The following is a 21754-nucleotide window of genomic DNA, read 5'->3' as shown; positions in this document are numbered from 1 at the left end:
GTTTTTTCAGCACGGATGGAGTGCAAAATGATTGAAGCTGTTCAAACTGTTCTTCGCAAATATGCGGTCTTTTCCGGCCGCGCTTCCAGAAGCGAATACTGGTGGTGGATCCTGTTTGTGGTGATCGTATCCATAGTATCCCAGATCATCGATGGCGCCGTTGTTGCTCCGGCTCTCGGATTTCAAGCCTTCGAGGAAGGTGCAGGCCAGCCATTGTCGATGTTGGTCTCGCTCGCGTTGCTTCTACCGGGTCTCGGCGTCGCTGTCCGGCGGCTACATGACATCGACCGTTCAGGCTGGTGGTTTCTCTTAATTCTCGTCCCGATCGTTGGATTTTTGATTCTGCTTTACTGGTTTGTTCAACCAGGAACCAAAGGCGATAACCAGTACGGAGAAGCTCCGCTTCAGTACGCCTCTTAGCCACCATTTCGGGCAAGGTTTCACTCGTGAAACCGCCCAATGGTTCAGTTTTGTCCCTGACCCTGCTGCGGCTCTTGCGATTTCTGGCGCCCGAAAACGTTGCCCAACAAGCCGGGTGGCAGCCCAAAGCCTTCTTCGACTGCCTTCAGCACTTCTTCGTCGTCAACGTCGCCTTCGATCACTTTCTCGATGTCGATCTGCGTTTGGCCGCCTGTGGCCCGCTGAATCACTTGATTGGCGGTATCGGTCAGACTCTCCGGAACATCCGCTTCGCCCTTCAGGATCGAGATCAGTTCACCACCAACTTGTTCCAACTGCTCGTAGGCCGCCTGCGGATTTTCCAAAATGCCCGCAATGTCAGGATAGATGCGCGGATCACTCCAAGACCCATCCACCACGATCGGTACGCCCAGCCCAGCCATCTTCTTGTCGGTGCCTTTCGGGCGCGGCATGGGAGCCTGGCCTTCCAATGTTGCGACAATTCTTGGCTCTACGCGCCAGGACAGCCGTTGATTGGGCATGTCCGTGGTACCGCCACCACTCATGCGGATCAACGGCCCGATCAGAGACAGGTCACTGGTGGTCGCAATTCCGTTTTCGATCTGAAAAGAAGCCCCGAGCGACGAAAAGTCCGTCTTCTCGGAGGGGCTCGCCTGCCATCCAAGCAAGGTCTCAACAGAGAGGTTGCGCACCATCTGAGGAATATTGACCCCGCGGATTGCACCGTCTTCAAACATATAGCTGGCCGTGCCTTTGAGGTTCTGGACCATCTGCTGCTCGCTGGCACCTGACGTTGTTACATTCAGGCCAATCAGCGTTTTGCCATCGATCCAGGTAAAGTCCGCCGCGTCCCGAAGAAGCGGATAGGCATTCAGGCCGGAGAGGTCAAACTTTGCCGACAATTCAGGTGTAACAGCGGCGCCATTCAGTCTGACGGAGCCCGTGCCTGTGCCGTCATAAAGCGACAGTTTCTCAAGATCCGCAGTCAGGACGCCGTCCTGGATCGCAACCGAGAGGGCGCTTTGTCCAATCCGGATCTTGTCCATCCGGATCTCGTTTGCAATTGCCTTGAAGTCGACATTCGCGGCTTTCAGGCCCGAAAAATCGATTGGCTCTGTGCTCCAGGATTTGCCCGCCACCGGGGGCGCTGTTGCCGCTGGCGCCGAACCGCTAACGCTGCCAGACTGAGCTGCAGGTTGTCCGCCGGTCGACCCGCCGCCAAGGTAAGGGTCCAAGACGAGCTCGCGCAAATCAAGACGTGCCGTCACCGTCGGCTTGCCGCCCAGGGTCACGCGGCCATTGGCTTCGCCGGAAGTTTCATCCAGCGTGAAGCGTGTTTCCTCGAACGAAATCGTGTCGCCTTGAAAACCGAAAATCCCGGAGGCACTGAACGCACCCAAGCCACCACCGGCCGCCAAGGGCTGCCCCATCCAGGCCATCAAACCTCGAAGGTCAGCCGTTTGCATCCGAGCAGCGCCATCCACAGTGCTTGGCAGTTGAGCTGATCCATCAAACCCGACGCTCAACCGATTGCCCTTAAGGGAAACAGAAACTGCGCCGGATTGGCCTGCCAACAATGTGGACGTATCGGCTTCACCGGTCAGACTGAACCCTTCTCCGCGCCAGGTCAGTGCACCGCTTGCAGACAGTGGGGCTTCAAGTCCTTGCATCTCTAGAGCAAGAGACAGTCCGGTAATCCGGTCGGCTTCCGGGTCGCCGCCCACAGCATCTGCAAGGCCCAATCCGCCAATTTCACCTTCGGAGATGTTGACCGATCCGTTGACATCCAGTCCGGCCAGCATTTCTTCACCGGTCAGGCCAACCGTCTCAAATGCCAGATCTGCGCTCAGCAGCCCGCTTGCCGGCAACTCCTGACCGGCGAGAAGCAACAGGTCCGCAATGGAGCCGTCTTTCAGGACAAGCCGGCCGGAGACTTCCGGAACCAATCCAGAGAGATCCGCATCGGCCGCACCGCCAAGGGAAAGCTGGCCCAATACCAAATGAAGATCTGACACTGAAACGGCTGCTTCAGAGCCCCGCACCTTTGCATCAAACTGGAAGGCACCGGGATCCGCATCCAGCGACTGACCGCCCAGCGCGGCCAGGGTTTTCAACGAGGGCCCTGACGCCGCAATTTCCAGTTCAGCACGCACTGGCTCCAGCCCCGTGGTCCCCTTGAGCGTGATGGAGTTTTCCGACGAGGTCAAAGCCAAATCGACCGGCACCTGGTCGCCGGACGCCAATCCCAGAGGGTTGGACAACGTGCCGGAAATCTCAAGAGGAACGTCCTGAAACTGGAAATCGGAGGTAAGCTGGACATCCCCGGTTAAGTCCGGTGCAGCGAGTGAAAGGTTGAGGGCCTGAATGACAAAGTTCTGATCTGCCGTGGCATCAATGTATGTCAGCTGACCGCTGGTGATCTGGAGACTGTCGACACCAATGCTCTCCAGATATCCCTCACCGCCGGAATCCCCCGCGTTGTTCTCTGCAACGCTGTCCGGCGCGGACTGCGCTTTAGCGCTTTCCGGAGCGCTGGTTTCTTCAGCTTCGCCGGTCAGAACTTCCAATGACCGGCGCGGTGCCCAGCTGGTGGCGCCGTTTGCGTTTTTCTCGAGATAAATCAGCGGTTCGTCGAGCGCGATGCCGGTGACTTTCACATTGCCCGACAGCAGACCGGACCAGGCGAGACCGAAGTCCATGCGTTTTGCTTTGGCGAACTCAATGCCATCCGCGCCAGCGGCACCGGAAATACCAATATCCTCCGCCGTCAACTGAAAGCCGGGAAAGAGTGACAAGGAAACAGGGCCATCGAGCCGCACGCGCCAACCGAAGCGGTTGTCTATCTGTTGGACCACCTGCTGCTTGATCTGATCCTTAGGCAGGAAAAACGGAACCACAAGAAGAGCGGTGACAACCAGAAACAGGAAGCTGCCCAGACCGATCAAAAGCCGTTGCATATCAATGTCTCCTCGTGGCGAATCGCCACAATGTAGACCAAACCGACCGACAACATGCCGGTAGATTTTGACAAAAGGTGGAAAAACGGCGGTTTATCAGGAATTTCCATTGCAAGGCAAGTTTGGCAGGACCTATTTGGCCTGCTTAGATCCGCAGAGCCGTCATGTGGTTGTCCCACGCAAAACCAGCGGGCCGGGCCAGTATTTCCGCCCGCTCTCCGGGCTCTGAAAGATAGGAAACGCCACCATTCCCATCGGAGATCAGAAAACTTCCCTGATCGATAGGCGCGACACCGCACCCATCAGCAATGTTCTGATGGCCAAGATAGTCTCCGGTCTCCGCATTCCAGAACAAGGTCTTGCCGCCACGCGGCGCTGATGTGGCGATGACATTTTGATCCGTGGTGGCTGTCACAGACCCGATGTAGTTTTCAAGCTGGCTCGCAAGTTTCTCGGGCAAGTCCAACAAGACCGGCGCTTCATCTCTTGAAATAATGGCAACCAGTGGCGGTGTATCCGTCTTCGAGCCTTGAAACTGCCCACCGGCCCATGCCCGGCCAGTCCCATCCAAAGCCATGTGACGCAATGACAATTGATGCAGGGAACTGTCCAGACGATGTTCTGCCAGCAGGTCTCCGGTTTTCACATCGAGAAACACCACAGTGGGCGACATAGTCTCCAGGTTGAGCTTCTCGCGCCCGTGGTCGGGGTGCGTTTCAATCCCGCCATTCGCAACGATCAGGACATTGCCATCCTTGCTCAACAGAACCTCATGCGGGCCGATGCCATGACTGTCGAACTCGCCCAGCCAGGCGTTAGTCTCTCCGCTCACGTCATAAACGCCGACAACACCGCGAGCAGCCTCAAAATCATTTTCCACCGCGTAGAGAATTCGCCCATCTTTGGAAAAACAGCCGTGCCCGTAATAGTGCCGGCCGGGTGCGGCAACGATGGTCTGCATTGGCCGACCGGAAAATGGCCAGGCAACGACTGCGAAGATTCCCGGGCGACGGGCAAATGCGGCAAAACACTCCCTGGTCTCAGACACAGCAATCCCATGACCGCGCCCGGGCAGTGAGATTTCCGCCTGGATCTGACCCAGATCGTCGAGGACAGCAACGCCATACCCGCCCGCAGACTTTTTGAAAGCGCTGGCAAAGAGTGGCGCATCTGAAGTGCTCAGCAAACTCGCTCCGAGACCGGATCCAGCAAAGGCCGGGAACGCAGCCAGTCCGCCCAGCGCAGACAAAAACCCGCGTCTGGAAAACTCTGCAGGCCTAGTCGCCATCAAGGGCATTAAACCCTCCGGCAAGTCCCAACGCGCCCGCAACCCGCTCACCGACAAGCCGCTGAAGGGAGTTCAAGGAAATGACCAAGAGTGACAATTGGCCATAGGCGCCGGACACTTCAAATGTCTCACGCAACGGCGGTTGGAGTTTTTTCAGGGTTTTCAAAGCGTTTTCGAACTCGAAAGTCATTGACCCGATCAACCAAGCGTGTTCCTCCGGCATCATGGGTTCTAGATCCATGCTCCGGATTGCATCCAGGATTCCGTTCATTTCAGATGTCAGAAACACAACACCGTTGCCGGACCGTGAGAACGGGATCCGGTTCGGCCTCACCTTCTCTTCCGAGCTTCCCAATGCAGGCGTAATGTTTTGGTCCCGAACGACGATCAGCGCCGTGGACAGCGTTTGAAACACATCTTCCAAGGCTTCCGTGTCGGTCTGATAGCGGACGTTGCTGCCGCCTGTTTGCAGAAGAGTATTCGAAAAGCCATCGGCATCGAACCAGGAGAGCATGACGTTCCAGGCAATGCTGGCAACATTCTCAGAGATCGCCAGCGCATAAGAACAGGTGAAGTCCCTGCGTTCACCCTTTTCGCCAAGTATGACAGCGCCAGTCTTGTCGAATGCAATCAACTGAAGCGCTGTCAGCCCTTGCAAAGCCACACTTTTTTCCGAGAGGCTTTCGGCCGTCCATACGCTCTCATCCTGCACCGCATAGAGCTTGCGGATCTGCCTTTGAGCAATGCCGCGAGGGTCTGGCTGGAAGGCGAGACGGCTAATGCGGTCTTCTTCAATCAGTGGGCCAAGCCGAAGAAAATGAATGCGGGCAAACTGACCAACAGCATCTGAGAACACAACCTTGAAATCAGCTTTTGCCTCATCGGCCGGCTCTTGGCAGACCTCTTTGACAGCCTCCGGCAAGCGGGCTGCAACATCAGCAAATACCCTAGCTTCAGGCTGAATGTAACCGGCAATCATCTTCTCAACGGGCTGCGTGAGATCAGCAGCAAGTGCCGGCCATGCCATCAGGGCTGCAGCCGCGGAGACAAGAATTCGCTTCATTACAAGGACTCCAGAAACCGGATGAGAGACGTGCGGTCGTCCGGCTCCATGGCGACCACCTGATAGCGGGCAGCTTCCGCTTCCCCGCCGTGCCACAGAACGGCTTCAAGCCAATTGCGCGCCCGGCCGTCGTGCAGGAAACGGGTATGATTGTTGACCGTTTCCGTCAAGCCAATGCCCCAAAGCGGCGGGGTCCGCCACTCGCGGCCCGTCGCATCGCCAACCGGGCGATCGTCGGCAAGGCCGTCGCCCATGTCATGCAACAAGAGATCCGTATAGGGCCAGATCAGCTGAAACTGATGCGCCTTTGTTTCTGCATCACGGCGCGTAACAAACTTCGGCTGATGGCACTTGGCACAGCCGACCTCATAAAACAGCTCTTTGCCGCGCAGAACTTCCGGATCAGACACATCACGCCGGGCTGGAACTGCCAGGTTTTCCGAATAGAACGTCACCAGCTCCATGACCGGATCGGGCGCTTCTGACACCCCAAGTTGTGCCTGCTCACCGTGCGGCAATGAACGGCATTCGATCTGGCGTTGTGTGCAATCGCCATAATTGTCCGGCTTGTCCGGGGAACTGATGCCGATGTCAACGGAAAAGGCGCCGGCCGTCTGATCGCGGATGTTCGGGTTGGACCCCTTCCAGCCGAACCGGCCAATTGTCAGCTCGCCCGTGCGGCTATCCCGGACCCGGCTGACTTTGCCAGAAATCCCGTCTCCGTTCAGATCATCAGGATCCGCCAAGGCTTCAATGTCCCCGGGGTGAACGGCTTGAAGCAATCCGAGACCAATCATCGGCGGTGCGACCCGCGGCGAGATCATGGTTTCGGGATGCATGTCGCCAAAGCCGAGGTCCCGGATCTTGTAGTTGGGCTTTTTCAAGATAGCCGTCTCGCCGCCATTCAGCGGAACGACGATTTCCTCGTGTTCAATGTCGAAGCGCCCTTCCCCGGCAAGACCCGGGACGGCAAATGCTTGAAACTGTCCCCCATATGTGGGCTCAGGAATGCGGAGCAGGCTTTTGTCCTCAAGGGCTACCCGGTCTTCATCGGTTTGTGGCGGAATGGAAAGGCGCAAGAAGAGGGAAACCGCTTCATCGCCCGGACGCGGCGGCCGCCCGCGGCCATCCTTCAAATGACACCCCTGACAGGATCGTGCGTTGTAAAGTGGGCCCAAACCGTCGGACGCTTTGGTGGATGCGGGCGACGAGGCCCAGAGTTTCTTGAAAAGCCCGTTGCCGACCTTGAAGTCCTGCTCCTGCTCGAAGGTCAGATTGGCAGTGGCATGAGAAAAAGCATCGCGGTTGATGCGTTTGCGGGAAGTCCCGGCGCCGCCCTGCATCTGCTCGAAGGCTTCGGCCTTGGAAAAATCATCCGCGAGCGGGAGAACCTTTAAAACCTTGACCCGGTCCTGCTCCGACAAATCATTGCGATGGCTTAGCAACCCATCGGCCAAGGCGGTGTGGCCAATCACGCCCGCACATATAACAACAGCGCCCAATATGGCACTTCGTCCTGGGACAATCATAAGGTTCGCATCCTGATTTAGGCCCGCCAGAGCCCCAATTCCGACGGGCAAAAAATGGCGGGCAGCATAGCCACCCGCCACAAAGGTCTTACTCAAAAACAGCAGACGGGTTGTCCAGGCTGTCGGAGCCTTCGAACGCAATCTCATCGAGTTCGAGAACTTTCACGACACGCTCGATCGACGTGGTCTGGTCAACCAGCGCATTAACAGCCGCCTGAACAACTGCGTTGCCCTCGTCGTTGCCTTCGCCGATCATCTGGTCATACGCTTCACCAGCTTCGGCGCGTGCTTTCATCGCTTCGAATGCAGCCAGCGTGGCGTCCAGCTTGGCCTGCATTTCTTCAGCCAGAGCCGGATCTTTCGCGGCGACCATCTCGGCAAGGGACGCGCCCTTCACATCGTTGCCGAGCGGGCTCTTGTATTCACCGAAATAGACGTTCCGGATGCCAACAACATCGTTGTAGTGGGACATGTGCGTGTTGTCGGAGAAACAGTCATGCTCTTCTTCCGGATCGTGCAGCATGAGGCCAAGCTTCATCCGCTCACCGGCCAATTCGCCATAAGAAAGAGAGCCCATCCCGGTTAGGATGGTCGCCAGACCACCGGCTTCACCCTTGCCGCCCAGTTCTTCGCGCGCAGCCCCACCCGGTGCCCAGGCTGCAACCATTTCCTCAAGATCGGTAATCAGAAGGTCGGTGGCTGAATTTAGATATTGCGCCCGGCGCTCACAATTGCCACCGGTGCAGTTGGCAGTGTCAAAATCGCTGGCCGGGCGATTGCCGGCACCCGCATCCGTGCCGTTGAGGTCTTGTCCCCAAAGCAGGAATTCGATTGCGTGGTAGCCGGTTGCAACGTTGGCTTCCACCTCACCGGCTTCCTGCAGGGATTCAGCCAGAAGGGCCGGCGTGATCACACTGGCGTCAATGGTCTCACCCCCGACTTTCAGGCTTGGATTGGCAATGACGTTCGCTGCGTAAAAGGCGTTCTCTTCTGAATCCTCGCCATAGGAAACGTCGACATAATCGATCAGCCCCTCATCCAACGGCCAGGCGTTCACCTTGCCTTCCCAATCGTCGACAATGGCATTGCCGAAGCGGTAAGCTTCTGTCTGCTGGTAGGGATTGCGAGCTTCAATCCACGCTTTGCGCGCCGCAGCCAGATTGGTGTCGGTCGGTTCTGCAATCAGCTTGTCGATCGCGCTCTGCAGCGTTTTCGCTGTTTCAAGAGAATCGGAATACTTGGCGTAGGCAATATCGCTGTAGGTGCCGAGGACATCGGCAGGCGCTGCGGCCATTGCAGGCGTTGCCAGAAGGGTTGTTGCCGCAAGAAGCGCGCGCGTGAAGGATTTCATTGGAGTGTTCCTAAATCCGGGGCATTGCAGCCGGCCGGAGACCCGATCTGCATGCAATTTTGAAAAATTCGCAGCGCAATCCCGCGCCGCCCGGACAGTGAAAAACATTTCATGAAGCAAAAAGTCAAGTTATAAACATGAGAAAAATCAATAGATTAGAATGATTCCAAAAAAGCTGAAGATCAAATACTACTTTTCTAGACTATTCAAAAGTTTTAAACCGCTTCCCAACTGTTTGATGCTAAACAGGGATTAGGCCAAAAAAGGCAAAGAGAGAGTTCGAGACTACGTAGTACACCTAAGTGCACTGCCAAATGGCTGGTCCGCCGGCCAAACAACAGGGACTGACCGTATGCTGAACGCGCTGAAGAGCTTCGTCCGGGAGATCACGTTCGGAGACACTGGCAAGAAAACATTTGCCGAGGACGACAAGCGGCTTGCAGCCGCCGCACTGCTGTTTCACCTGGTGGACATCGATGGCATCATCGAAGACAGCGAAAGCGAAAAACTTCGGCAAATCCTGCAGGCGCGTTATGAACTCACGGACGAAGAGACCAGCGAACTGATCTCAGCTGCCAAACAGCGCGATGAAGAAGCGGTGGATCTTTACGGCTTCACCTCCGTTTTGAAACGCACGACAGACGAAGCCGAGCGCCTCGCCATCATCGAGATGATGTGGGAAATCGTCTATGCGGACGGTCATGTTCATGAATTTGAAGACAACACCATCTGGCGGGTTGCCGAGCTGTTGGGCGTTTCGTCCCGGGACCGGATGACACTGCGCCACAAGGTGGCCAAAACCGCTCCGGAAGCTGACGAGGCTTGATGCTCCGACATCTTGAAGCCTGGCCACAATCGGGGCGCAACCAACCCGCGCAAGAGACTCGATTTTTTCACGCCGCTCGCTAATATTGGACTTATGGATTTTTCTTCGAACCACGGAACGCATCGCCCCAAAGTGCTGATTGTCCTGCACCAGGAGCATTCCTCGCCCGGACGGGTGGGGCAGGAACTGGTGAAACGCGGCTTTGCACTCGACATTCGCAAACCCCGCTTCGGTGACAGCCTTCCGGACACTATGCGCGGCCACGCCGGTAGCGTCATCTTTGGCGGACCGATGAGCGCTAATGATCCGGACGGGTTTATTCACAAGGAAATCGACTGGATCAAGGTCCCGCTTCAAGAAGAAGCGCCGTTTCTCGGCATTTGCCTTGGTGCGCAGATGATGGTGAAGCAGCTTGGCGGCACGGTTTCCGGCCATAGAGATGAGCTGGTTGAAATCGGCTATTATCCGCTGAAACCAACGGAAGCGGGCAAGGACCTGATGGACTGGCCTAAAAAGGTCTACCAGTGGCACCGGGAAGGGTTCGATCTGCCGTCAGGCGCTGATCTCCTGGCGACCAGCCCAACCTACCCCAATCAGGCCATTCGGGTTGGACCGGCAGCTTACGGGATCCAGTTTCACCCGGAACTCACCCACCAGATGATGGTGAAATGGACCACAAAGGGCGCTCCGCGGATGGAACTTCCCGGCGCGCAGCAACGCCGCGATCATTTTGCCGGACGTTTCGTCTATGACACTGCGGTCCGCGCCTGGCTGGACCGGTTTCTGGACCTTTGGATCGGTACCGCCGAAGCCCCTGTTCAGCACAACCGCTTGAAAGCAGCCGAGTAACAGAAGTTCTGTAATTTCTTAGGTTTATAAAGTCCTCGCAATTGCTCCGGGAACAATCGCTCAAAATACGCCCAGCGCTCCCGTCAGACTTGGACCGGCTCGCAGAGGCGGGCCTGCGAGCCTGGCAAAAAGGCATAGGTCCGCTGGTGCCGGAGGATGTTTACCAACGCATCAGCGAAGAAAACCCGTTCCGAGCATTTTTAGCAGCTCTTGGTGAAAATGTTCTTGTTGCTGAGATTGAGAACCACGTAGTCGGCCTTGCCGCCCGCGAAAACGGTGACAACCACATCACGGACCTTTGGGTCGATCCGGACAGCGAAGGCCTAGGCGCAGGGTCAGCCTTGCTGCAAACGTTGGAAACACGGCTCTCGGCCAAAGGATATCGGATCGCGAAAATCGACGTCGCGGCTGCCAATGCCCGCGCTCTCAGCCTCTACCAGCATCGCGGGTACGAGATTGACTGGCAGGAACGGCGGTTTGATCCCATTCTGCAGATCGAACTGGATAAAATCGGATTATCCAAATCCCTATAAGGCAAAGTCGGGAAATGCCTTGCCTTGGGGTCAGAAGGCTTACTCTTCCCAAGCCGCCCCTCAATACGGTTGAGGTGGATGACCAACCCTCAATGGGTCATCCCAACGCTGCATCGCGTCGATCCAGGATCGGCGAGTTTGGGCGCCTCGATTTTATAGTTAAAAATCAAGTCTTTGAGTTCTCCGATCCCGGCCCGCGCTTCGCTTGGCCAGAATGACGTCGGGTGTTCAGAGCTTTGCCAGAAGTCTGAGTCACCCTGAAGCGTCATGTTCGGACTTGTTCCGAACATCCATAAAATATTAAAAATAAGGATCGTCGGCACAAGACCAAGGATGACTATTGAGAGGAATGAGGTTTCACATCTAGCTCAAAGGCCACTCCAAAGAGCGGCCTTCAGGTCTGTGAACCATGTCCATACACTACCGAAATTCAAGGACAGTACTTTATGCCTCGAACACCACCAGGAGATCCTTGGCATCGATCTGCGCGCCCGGTGCGACGAGCACTTCGGAGACCTTGCCGTCGCGCTCGGCATGAAGGGCGGTTTCCATCTTCATGGCTTCGATCGAGACGAGCACATCACCGGCCTTGACCTCCTGACCGGCAGCAATTGCGACCGTGGAAATGACGCCCGGCATTGGTGCGCCAACATGGGCCGCATTGCCATCTTCGGCCTTGCGCATGGCAGCGGCCCCAGCAGCACCATGCGCCCGATCCGGAACCTTGATGATCCGCGGTTGGCCGTTGAGTTCGAAGAAAACCTTCTTCTCGCCCTTCTCATCGGTTTCGCCGATCGCCTGACAGCGGACCACAAGTGTCTTTCCGGGTTCCAGGTCAACAAAGATCTCGTCGCCTGATTTAAGACCGTAGAAATAGACAGGTGTCGGCAGCACGGACGTCGGTCCATATTGCTGCTGCGCTTTGTCAAAGTCTGTGAAGACCTTCGGATACATCAGATAGGAAGCCAGCTCCGTATCATCGATGTCGTGACCGGTTGCAGCAGCCGCGGCTACCCGTTCAGCTTCAAGATCTGCCTCTTCCAGCAGGGACCCCGGGCGAACGGTGATCGGCTTTTCCCCTTTAAGCGCTTTTTCCTGAATTGCCTTCGGCCATCCACCAGGTGACTGGCCGAGGTCACCATGCAGCATCTTCACGACACTGTCCGGGAAGGCGACGTCCTTGGCCGGGTCTTCGACATCGGCAACGCTGAGACCCTGGCTCACCATCATCAGCGCCATGTCGCCGACCACCTTAGAGGACGGCGTGACTTTAACGATGTCGCCAAACATCTGGTTGGCATCGGCGTAAGCCTGGGCAACTTCGTGCCAGCGGGTTTCAAGACCGAGGGACCGCGCCTGTTCCTTCAGGTTGGTGAACTGGCCACCTGGCATTTCGTGCAGGTAGACCTCGGAGGCCCCTGACCGAAGGTCGCTTTCAAACGCTCGGTATTGCGCGCGAACAGCTTCCCAATAGAAGGAAATCTGGCGGATGGTCGCCGCATCTAGTCCTGTATCCCGGTCCGTCCCCCGCAACGCCTCAACAATAGACCCAAGGCACGGCTGTGACGTCAGACCGGACAGCGCATCCATAGCCGCATCAACCGCATCTACGCCCGCTTCGACGGCTGCCAAAATGGTTGAGGCCGCGATGCCGGAGGTGTCGTGGGTATGGAAGTGGATCGGCAGGCCGACCTCTTCTTTCAGCGCTTTCACCAGGATCTTGGCAGCTTGCGGCTTCAACAGGCCTGCCATGTCCTTGATGCCAAGGATATGGGCGCCGGCAGCTTCCAGTTCCTTCGCTAGATCGACGTAGTATTTCAAATCATATTTCGGACGCGCACTGTCGAGCATGTCGCCGGTGTAGCAGAGCACGCCCTCGCAGAGTTTTCCGGTTTCCTGGACCGCATCCATGGAAACGCGCATGTTCTCAACCCAGTTCAGACAGTCAAAGACGCGGAAAAGATCCACGCCGTTTTCGGCCGCCTGGTGGACGAAGAACCTGACCACATTGTCCGGATAGTTGGTGTAACCAACCCCGTTGGAGCCCCGCAGCAGCATCTGAAGCAGGATATTCGGCGCCCGTTCGCGGATCTGATGCAGCCGCTCCCAGGGGCTTTCCGTCAGGAAGCGCATGGAAACGTCGAACGTCGCACCGCCCCAGCATTCCAGGGAAAAGAGCGTCGGCAGACCGGTTGCGTAAGCATCTGCGATGTTGACGATGTCATGGGAGCGCATGCGGGTCGCCAGCAAGGACTGGTGGCCATCACGCATCGTGGTGTCGGTGAGCAGCGCCCGTTTTTCCGCCTTCATCCACTCGGCGAAGCCTTTCGGACCGAGCTCATCCAAGAGCTGGCGCGTTCCCTTCGGTTTTTCGTCCCCGAAATCTGGCACGACCGGCGCAGCTGCATCCTTCGGTGGCCGGACCCGGTCCTTGGTTTCCGGATGCCCGTTCACCGAGACATCGGCAATATAAGTCAGCAGCTTGGTTGCCCGATCCTGGCGTTTTGTCTGTTCAAACAGCGCAGGCGTGTCGTCGATGAAGCGGGTGGTATAGGTCTGGGCGCGGAAATCGGCGTGATCGATGATGTTTTCCAAAAACACCAGATTGGTCGCAACACCACGGATCCGGAACTCGCGCAAAGCACGGTCCATGCGTTTGCGCGCATCTTCGGCCGTCGGTGCCCAGGCCGTCACTTTTTCCAGAAGCGGATCATAGAACCGGGTGATCACCGCCCCTGAATAGGCGGTCCCGCCATCGAGGCGGATGCCGAAGCCGGTTGCCCCGCGATAAGCAGTGATCCGGCCATAATCCGGGATGAAGTTCTGCTCCGGATCTTCCGTGGTGATCCGGCATTGCAACGCGTGACCGTTGAGGCGGATGTTCTCCTGCGCCGGCACGCCGCTCTCCGGCGTTCCGATCTTCTCGCCATCGGCGATGTGGATCTGTGCCTGGACGATATCGATGCCAGTCACTTCTTCGGTCACCGTGTGCTCGACCTGCACCCGGGGATTGACCTCGATAAAATAGATCGCGCCCGTGTCAGCATCCATCAGGAACTCGACCGTGCCAGCACCGCGGTAGTTCACTGCCCGGCCGATTTTCAGGCCGTATTCGCAAAGCTCTGTGCGCTTGGCATCATCGAGATAAGGGGCCGGTGCCCGCTCGACCACCTTTTGGTGGCGCCGCTGGATCGAGCAATCCCGCTCGAACAGATGAACAACACTGTCACCGTCACCAAGGATCTGGACTTCGACGTGGCGTGCCCGTTGAACCAGCTTCTCCAGATAGATCTCATCCTTGCCGAAGGCGGCCTTGGCTTCCCGCTTGGCAGCCAGCACTTCCTTTTCCAGGGTCGCCTCGTCCGGAATAACCCGCATGCCACGGCCACCGCCGCCCCAGGACGCCTTCAGCATCACCGGGTAGCCGATTTGCAGAGCCTGCTTCTTGATCTCATTCAGATCCTCAGGAAGCGGGTCCGTTGCCGGCATGACCGGCACGCCGGCCTCGATTGCCAGGTTCCGTGCGGCCACCTTGTTGCCCAGACGGCGCATCGTCTCGGATTTCGGCCCGATAAAGGTGATCCCGGCTGTTTCGCAGGCATCCACGAATTCCGGGCTTTCCGACAAAAGGCCGTAGCCCGGGTGGATGGCGTCAGCGCCGGAGTGTTTGGCAACACGAATAATCTCGTCGATGGACAGATAGGCCTCAATCGGGCCAAGCCCTTTGCCGACCTGATACGCCTCATCAGCTTTGAACCGATGCAGAGCCAATTTGTCTTGCTCGGCATAGATCGCAACGGTCTTCAGACCGAGCTCGTTGGCAGCCCGGAAAACCCGGATTGCAATTTCAGACCGGTTCGCAACGAGAATTTTTCTTATCGCCAAACGCCCACTCCCCCTAATAATCCGCAACATGCAAGGCACATTTCGGCAAGATTTCTACTTACGTCGAAGCCAATTGAAAAGGGGCAGCATGCTTGTCCTTTTTCCCGAAAGCGAAATATTTTTTCCCTGACGGCGATAAACCTTAGAAAAATAGGCACAAATCCTACGCCAGGGGATGAGCACTTATGGGAGATTTTTCTGCTGGCGGCCCGTCTCACTTAGCAGTGCGAACGCCAAACCACGCCCCAAACTGAAACACTCTCCCGTCACCGAAGTGAAAAATCGTAAACATTCGGGAGATCTTTTGGGAGCCCAACTGGTGTTTCGAGGAACCAACCTACCAGATCGAGTAGGAACAAATCAAAAACATGATCAAAACACCGATTCGTCAGCGATTCGTTCTGCATGTGTCCATGGTTAATGGCAAAAGGTGCGCCACATCCGAAAAACAAATTTTTTCGATTTGGAGATTGACAGGTTTTCAGCTCTGAAATTCTGACCCAAAGTGATTTGCCGCAAATCCCTGAGCAGATTCAGCATTTCGTACTGGAAGGTGGATTCAAATCCACATTTCGTAGAGAACAAATCCTGAATCCCCGAGAGTCCGCGATTCGGTTCCGGTTTGTTCCAGAGTCGTTCTCCACAACTTTATGAAAGTACATAGATCCAACGAAGGAATAGCGGGAGCGCATCGAAAAAGGGCAGGACAGAGCCACAACGCCTATGCTAGATACGCGCATCCGAGTTCAGGGCATATGCCTTGGGAGAGCAGGCCGCCGGAACGGCGCGCTACACACTGAGATTTTTGACCGCATCACCTCTATGTCCCGCCCCCAAACCCTGCAATTACCGCCGAGCGCCCGCTCCCGCACGGTCACAGCTGTGCTTGGGCCAACCAACACCGGCAAGACCCACCTTGCGATTGAGCGTATGCTGGCGCAGCCGTCCGGCTTGATCGGTCTGCCGTTGCGGCTCTTGGCCCGGGAGGTTTATGGGCGGATTGCTGAACGCGCCGGGACTGACGCCGTTGCCTTGATCACCGGCGAAGAGAAGATCATTCCGAAACAGCCGCGGTTTTGGGTGTCCACGGTCGAGGCCATGCCACTCGATCTGAACACAGAGTTTGTTGCCATCGACGAAGTGCAGCTTGCTGGAAATCTCGACCGCGGCCACGTCTTCACGGACAGGATCCTGAACCTGCGCGGCCGTTCTGAAACGCTGCTTTTGGGATCTGCGACCGCCCGCCCGCTGCTTGAAAAGCTCATCCCGGGCCTGAATGTCGTCACCCGGCCGCGCATGTCGATCCTCTCGTATGCTGGATCGAAAAAAGTCTCCCGCTTGCCGGCACGATCAGCCATCGTCGCGTTTTCATCAGATGAAGTTTACTCGATTGCCGAGCTTTTGCGCCGCCAGCGGGGCGGGGCGGCGGTGGTGCTCGGGTCATTGAGCCCACGGACCCGGAATGCGCAGGTCGACCTTTTCCAGAACGGCGATGTGGACCATCTGGTTGCCACAGACGCGATCGGCATGGGTCTCAATCTGGACGTCCATCACATCGCCTTTGCCGGAAACCGGAAATACGACGGGTATCAGTACCGCCAGCTGACGCCTTCGGAGATGGGTCAGATCGCCGGACGGGCCGGCCGCCACACGAAAGACGGCACCTTCGGAGTCTCCGGCCGCGTCGATCCATTGGACGATGATTTAATCGAACAGATCGAAAGTCACCATTTTGACAGCCTGAAAGTGCTGCAATGGCGCAACAGTGCTTTGGATTTTTCATCCACCAATGCATTGCGCCGCAGCCTTGATTTGCCGCCGAGAGAAGACGGATTGGCGCGCGCGCCGACTGGGGACGACATAAAGGCGCTCGAACATTTATTGCGCGACAGCGCAATTTCTGACATGGCAAAGGGCGCAAACGCAGTAGAATTGCTATGGGATGTGTGTCAGGTCCCCGATTACCGGAAGATCGCCCCGGCCAATCATGGGGACCTTCTGGCAACGGTTTACAATCACCTGATGCGAGACAATGCGATTGAAGATGACTGGTTCGCCCGTCAATTGGCCTTCGCAGACCGTGTAGATGGTGATATCGACACACTCGCGAACCGGATCGCTCACATCCGGACCTGGACATATGTTGCAAACCGTCCTGACTGGATGGCCGATCCGGCCCATTGGCAGGACGTTACCCGCGGCATAGAAGATAAACTATCTGACGCCCTTCACGAGAAGCTGACGCAGCGGTTCGTGGATCGGCGGACAAGTGTATTGATGCGACGTTTGAGAGAGAACGCAATGCTGGAAGCGGAAATTACATCGAGTGGGGATGTGCTCGTCGAAGGTCAGCACATCGGAAATCTGCTTGGCTTCCGGTTTGCCCCTGATGCGGCGGCCGAAGGCCCAGACGGCAAGACCGTCCGTGCTGCCGCACAAAAAGCACTGACCACGGAAATCGAATCCCGTGCGGAAAAGCTTGGCAAATCAGAGAACAGTGATTTTGTCCTGACATCGGATGGCGCCATCCGCTGGCGCGGTGAACCGGTGGCCAAACTGTCCCCGACCGACGATGTTCTGGCCCCTGCAGCTCTGCTGTTGGCCGACGAGCACCTGACCGGCCCAGCGCGCGACACCGTGCAAAACCGCCTGGATCTTTGGGTGAAGGCCCAGGTTGATACACTTTTGAAACCGCTGATGGACCTGAAGTCCGGTGAAGGTCTCGAAGGTTTGGCGCGCGGCATTGCATTCCGGATTGTCGAAGGCCTCGGCATCCTGGAACGTCAGGAAGCGTCAGACGAAATCCGTCAGCTGGACCAGGACATGCGCGCGTCCTTGCGCAAACACGGTCTCCGCTTCGGCGCTTACACGATTTTTGTTCCGGCACTTTTGAAACCGGCTCCGAGCCAATTGCTGGCTCAGCTTTGGGCGCTGAAGCACGGTGAGCTGGACATGAATGGCATGGAAGAACTGCCGCAATTGTCCGCCTCAGGCCGGACATCCATCCCGGTCGACCCGGAGATCCAGCCGGCGCTCTACAAGGTCGTCGGGTTCCGCGTGTGCGGCCCGCGCGCCGTGCGTGTAGACATCCTGGAGCGCCTTGCCGATCTCATCCGGCCGCTGATTGCCTGGAAACCGCTCGACAGCGAAGTCGCTCCGCCGGAAGGAGCAACCGCAACCGGCGGCGGCTTTACGGTGACGGTTGCCATGACGTCGCTGCTGGGCTGTGCCGGCGAAGATTTTTCCGCTGTTTTGAAGTCCCTCGGCTACCGCCTTGAGACCAAGGAAGTACAGCGTCCAGTAGCACCAAAAGCCGAAGCGACAGAAGCAACGCCAGACACAGCCGAACCCGCTGCAGTTGCTGACACACCTGCGGCTGAAGCAGAAGCTCCTGCCGAAAGTGCTGAGACCGAAGCTGCTGCAACTGAAACAGTGGAAGCCTCTGACACTCCCGCATCCGAACAGGCAGCCGAAGAAGCACCTGCGACTGACAACGCTGAAACGTCCACAGAGGCGCCAGCTCCGGAAACCGCGGAGACACAGACGGCGGAACCAACGCCGGCCGGCGAACCGGAAATGGAAACTGTCACCATTGAAATCTGGCGCCCGGGCCGTCACGACCGCCGCCCCCGCGGCCGTCAGGATCAACGCCGGGGTGGTGACAATCGCAAGCAGCAAGGTGCTAAAAGCGCTCCTGGTGAACGCCGCCACGGCAAACCTGGCAAGGGCGGTCCGAACAAAGGGCGCGCCGATCAGAAGCCCTTTGATGGGGGCAACCGCCGCGACAAAGCACCGAAAGACAAGCCGATCGACCCGAACTCGCCTTTTGCAGCCTTGATGGCGCTGAAGGAGAACATGGGCGACAAGGATAAGAAGTAATTCCGGGCGACGATCCAAAGTCGGCTGCCGCCTCAAATCAAGGTAGCCTGCGTGTCGACAAGTGGCTCTGGTACGCCAGGGTCACGAAATCCCGTTCCCTTGCACAGAAACTGGCTGCAGGCGGACATGTCCGGATCAACAAGGACAAGATTTCCTCCGCCAGCAAGACCATCAAAACCGGCGACGTTTTAACCATTGCCTTGGAACGCCGCATTCTTGTTTTGAAAGTTGTAGCACTTGGCTCAAGGCGCGGACCTTACGAGGAAGCAAAAGGACTCTACGAAGACCTGTCTCCGCCACCGCCACCTAAGGCCGAAGCGCCACCTCCCCGCCCTGGACAGAGGGAGCCTGGCAGCGGGCGGCCAACAAAACGTGACCGGCGGAAAATGGATGCTTTCAGGCAAGAGGACGAGCACTAGAAGTTCTATGAGCCTGATCCGTTTTATGAATCCGTAAAAAAAGGAAATAGCTTTCTCAAACAGAGCTGCGATGCGACCTGTTGAACGCTTGCACCCGCCTCCCAAAAGCGATACCCAACTGCAATAATAAAGGCAGCAGAGGTCAGAGCCTGCGCATCAAACCGACGCCAGATGACTGCATCCGGTTACAGCTATCGTACCCGATGCTCTGACTAAAGAGGATTGCGATGACCTACGTCGTCACAGACAACTGTATCAAGTGCAAATACACCGACTGCGTTGAGGTGTGTCCAGTTGATTGTTTCTATGAAGGCGAAAATTTCCTCGTCATCAACCCGGACGAATGCATCGACTGTGGTGTTTGTGAGCCGGAATGTCCGGCGGAAGCAATTCTTCCGGACACGGAACCAGGTCTCGAGAAGTGGATCGAAATCAACGCCGAATATTCGGAAAAATGGCCGAACATTACTGAAAAGAAAGATCCAATGCCCGACGCAGATAAGTTTGACGGGCAGGAGAACAAACTGGAGAAGTACTTTTCTCCAAATCCGCCCGCATGATTCGCCTATCTTGAGTTGCGATAGATTCAGAATTCTCGATATCTGCAACCTGAGATAAGTTAAATACACTATTGATTTCAGCTGCCTGAGCGGAAACTTCGCTCGGGCTTTAATGCTGTTTCGTGCGCGCGGAAGAGTTTCTCTTTAATTTTCCACAAGAGTATGTTATATTGTTTCGATAGTCGCCAACCACGAGAATAACCCCAAAAAACGGAGTCGTACTTACGTGTCCCGTGATCCTGATCTTCCGGGCCGCAAGTGATCCCGACAGCTTATGTATCCAAGCAAGGTTCTAAAGTGGAATTCGACGACTGACCAGCCCGACACGCTGAATATCAACAGGCCTTCCAAGATTTGGACGTCAAAGCGATTGCGTGCCGCACAAACAAGGACCGTCTCAGCGGTCCATTTCCGGTCTGCAACAGACCGCTAACTGCGCAGGAGAAACTACGAGTATGGCAACAAACACCAAAAAGACCGCGCAGCGTCAAGGTTTCAAGACTGGCGAGTACATCGTTTACCCGGCTCACGGCGTAGGCCAGATTACCGCCATTGAAGAACAAAACGTAGCAGGTCACTCTTTGGAGTTGCTCGTCATCGTTTTTGAACAGGACAAGATGACACTTCGCGTCCCGGTCGCGAAAATCGCATCTGTGGGAATGCGGAAGCTCGGCGACCCGGCTGCCGTCAAGAAGGCACTCGAAACAGTCCAGGGACGTCCACGCATCAAGCGGACAATGTGGAGCCGCCGTGCCCAGGAATACGAAGCGAAAATCAACTCCGGCGATCTGATTGCAATTTCGGAAGTCGTCCGGGACCTTTTCCGCTCCGAGAGCCAGCCGGAGCAGTCCTACTCCGAACGCCAGCTTTACGAAGCCGCCCTGGATCGTATGGCGCGCGAAATTGCCGCAGTGAACAAATGCTCGGAAACCGAAGCAATCAAGGAAATCGAGCAAAACCTCGCGAAGTCGCCAAGCCGCATTAAAGCAGCCGCCGCAGCTGCTGCCGCAGCGGAAGGCGACGAAGACGGCGATGACACCGAAGAAGCAGCCTGAAAAACTGCTGATCGCTGATAAGTCAATTTGAAAAGGCTCGGAGCAATCCGGGCCTTTTTCTTTTGATTTAAGCGGAGCGATCTTCAAGCTGATTTCAGCAAATCCCTCCCTTCCGGTCACGACATTGTGCGCATTCGTGCGTCCGTGCGTCGTCGAAGTGATCTACTCTGACTTTGGGTCCGTAGTAACACTAACGTCACGCCTGGAGTGCTACATATGTCCACGTCTATGAGTGAAAGAAGGCATTTGGTAAAAACGGCGATGAAAGCGCCGTATTTGACCCGCGAGGAAGAGCTGGAGCTCGCCATTCAGTGGCGGGATAACAAAGACGAAAAGGCTCTGGAGAAACTTTCTCTGTCCCACATGCGCCTGGTCATTGCCGTCGCCTCGCGGTTTAAGAACTTCGGCCTTAATATCGGTGACCTGATCCAGGAAGGTCATGTTGGACTGCTGGAGGCAGCAGCGCGGTTTGAACCGGAACGTGAGGTTCGCTTTTCGACATACGCCACTTGGTGGATCCGTGCCTCAATCCAGGACTACATCCTCAGGAACTGGTCCATTGTTCGGGGCGGCACTTCCTCCTCTCAAAAGGCGTTGTTCTTCAACCTCCGCCGGCTGCGTGCGAAGCTGTCCAGCAATCAGACACCTTTGACAGACAGCGAGTTACATCAAAAGATCGCAGACGCTATCGGCGTGAAGCAGTCCGATGTTGCTGTCATGAATGCCCGCCTGTCCGGACCCGATACATCACTGAACGCACCTGTAACAGATACAGAAGGGTCCAGCGCCGACCGTCAGGACTTCCTCGTCTCTGATGCACCGCAACCGGACGAAATCGTCACAGAGAACATCGACGCAGAGCGGCGGAACACATGGCTCGCCTCTGCGCTCGACGTATTGAGCGAGCGGGAACTCAAGATTGTCCGCGAACGGCGCTTGTCTGAGGACGGGGCGACTTTGGAGTCGCTCGGCAAGAAACTCGGCATTTCTAAAGAAAGGGTGCGCCAGATCGAAAGCCGTGCACTTCAGAAGCTGAAGTCTGCACTGCTGGCAAACCAGCCGGACAAGTCGGTTTACGCCATTTCGATGTAAGACAAGTCCGGGCCATCGCCCGGGCTTTTTTGATTGTGGTTCTTCAGA

The 21754-nt window shown here is 56.6% G+C and carries 15 protein-coding genes; 9 read left to right on the top strand and 6 right to left on the bottom strand.

Annotated elements, in window-relative coordinates; genetic code table 11:
* The first annotated feature begins 27 nt into the window (after positions 1-27).
* Positions 28-420, top strand: a complete 393-nt coding sequence (locus tag SADFL11_RS19190; RefSeq protein ID WP_134853087.1) for a DUF805 domain-containing protein — start codon at positions 28-30, stop codon at positions 418-420.
* Between the two features lie 44 nt (positions 421-464).
* On the opposite strand, the gene SADFL11_RS19185 is transcribed toward SADFL11_RS19190, so the two are convergent.
* From SADFL11_RS19185 to SADFL11_RS19165, 5 genes are all read right to left on the bottom strand, one after another.
* Positions 465-3377, bottom strand: a complete 2913-nt coding sequence (locus SADFL11_RS19185; RefSeq protein WP_008195834.1) for an AsmA family protein — start codon at positions 3375-3377, stop codon at positions 465-467.
* A 145-nt stretch (positions 3378-3522) separates the two neighbouring features.
* Complete coding sequence (locus SADFL11_RS19180; protein ID WP_040451092.1) at positions 3523-4665, bottom strand: DUF1513 domain-containing protein; 1143 nt, start codon at positions 4663-4665, stop codon at positions 3523-3525.
* Positions 4655-5728 carry an imelysin family protein gene (locus SADFL11_RS19175; RefSeq protein ID WP_008194230.1) on the bottom strand — a complete coding sequence of 358 codons (1074 nt, stop codon included), beginning with the start codon at positions 5726-5728 and terminating at the stop codon, positions 4655-4657. Before SADFL11_RS19175 ends, SADFL11_RS19180 begins: the two co-directional genes overlap by 11 nt.
* Entirely contained in the window at positions 5728-7257 is a 1530-nt protein-coding gene (locus tag SADFL11_RS19170; RefSeq protein WP_040452626.1) for a di-heme oxidoreductase family protein, read from the bottom strand. Before SADFL11_RS19170 ends, SADFL11_RS19175 begins: the two co-directional genes overlap by 1 nt.
* A gap of 88 nt (positions 7258-7345) precedes the next feature.
* Positions 7346-8608: an imelysin family protein gene (locus SADFL11_RS19165; protein ID WP_008194508.1), complete on the bottom strand. Its 1263-nt coding sequence runs from the start codon at positions 8606-8608 to the stop codon at positions 7346-7348.
* A 352-nt stretch (positions 8609-8960) separates the two neighbouring features.
* Between SADFL11_RS19165 and SADFL11_RS19160 the strand changes: the two genes are divergently transcribed.
* From SADFL11_RS19160 to SADFL11_RS19150, 3 genes are all read left to right on the top strand, one after another.
* Positions 8961-9434, top strand: a complete 474-nt coding sequence (locus SADFL11_RS19160) for a tellurite resistance TerB family protein (protein ID WP_008190957.1) — start codon at positions 8961-8963, stop codon at positions 9432-9434.
* Positions 9435-9527: 93 nt separating this feature from the next.
* Positions 9528-10283, top strand: a complete 756-nt coding sequence (locus SADFL11_RS19155; RefSeq protein ID WP_050776011.1) for a glutamine amidotransferase — start codon at positions 9528-9530, stop codon at positions 10281-10283.
* Positions 10284-10372: 89 nt separating this feature from the next.
* Positions 10373-10816 carry a GNAT family N-acetyltransferase gene (locus SADFL11_RS19150; RefSeq protein ID WP_008197354.1) on the top strand — a complete coding sequence of 148 codons (444 nt, stop codon included), beginning with the start codon at positions 10373-10375 and terminating at the stop codon, positions 10814-10816.
* 444 nt (positions 10817-11260) lie between these two features.
* On the opposite strand, the gene pyc is transcribed toward SADFL11_RS19150, so the two are convergent.
* A complete protein-coding gene (pyc, locus tag SADFL11_RS19145; protein WP_008193110.1) occupies positions 11261-14701 on the bottom strand; it encodes a pyruvate carboxylase in 3441 nt (1146 codons plus the stop codon).
* Between the two features lie 822 nt (positions 14702-15523).
* On the opposite strand from pyc, the gene SADFL11_RS19140 reads away from it, so the two are divergent.
* The 5 genes from SADFL11_RS19140 to SADFL11_RS19120 all read left to right on the top strand — a co-directional run bounded on the left by SADFL11_RS19140 (position 15524) and on the right by SADFL11_RS19120 (position 21706).
* Positions 15524-18580: a helicase-related protein gene (locus SADFL11_RS19140; protein ID WP_040451093.1), complete on the top strand. Its 3057-nt coding sequence runs from the start codon at positions 15524-15526 to the stop codon at positions 18578-18580.
* 47 nt (positions 18581-18627) lie between these two features.
* Positions 18628-18999: an RNA-binding S4 domain-containing protein gene (locus SADFL11_RS19135; RefSeq protein ID WP_228198292.1), complete on the top strand. Its 372-nt coding sequence runs from the start codon at positions 18628-18630 to the stop codon at positions 18997-18999.
* Positions 19000-19226: 227 nt separating this feature from the next.
* Positions 19227-19559 carry a ferredoxin FdxA gene (fdxA, locus tag SADFL11_RS19130; protein ID WP_008192880.1) on the top strand — a complete coding sequence of 111 codons (333 nt, stop codon included), beginning with the start codon at positions 19227-19229 and terminating at the stop codon, positions 19557-19559.
* A 455-nt stretch (positions 19560-20014) separates the two neighbouring features.
* The gene (locus tag SADFL11_RS19125; protein ID WP_008196212.1) at positions 20015-20614 is read left to right on the top strand and encodes a CarD family transcriptional regulator; all 600 of its coding nucleotides are present in this window, start codon (positions 20015-20017) and stop codon (positions 20612-20614) included.
* Between the two features lie 216 nt (positions 20615-20830).
* Positions 20831-21706 (top strand): RNA polymerase factor sigma-32, encoded by an 876-nt coding sequence (locus SADFL11_RS19120; protein WP_040451095.1) that lies wholly within the window; start codon positions 20831-20833, stop codon positions 21704-21706.
* Positions 21707-21754: the final 48 nt, after the last annotated feature.

This window comes from Roseibium alexandrii DFL-11, from assembly GCF_000158095.2.
GTDB lineage: Bacteria > Pseudomonadota > Alphaproteobacteria > Rhizobiales > Stappiaceae > Roseibium > Roseibium alexandrii.
Note: the sequence above shows the minus strand (reverse complement) of the source record. Positions and strands in the feature narration are given on the sequence as shown.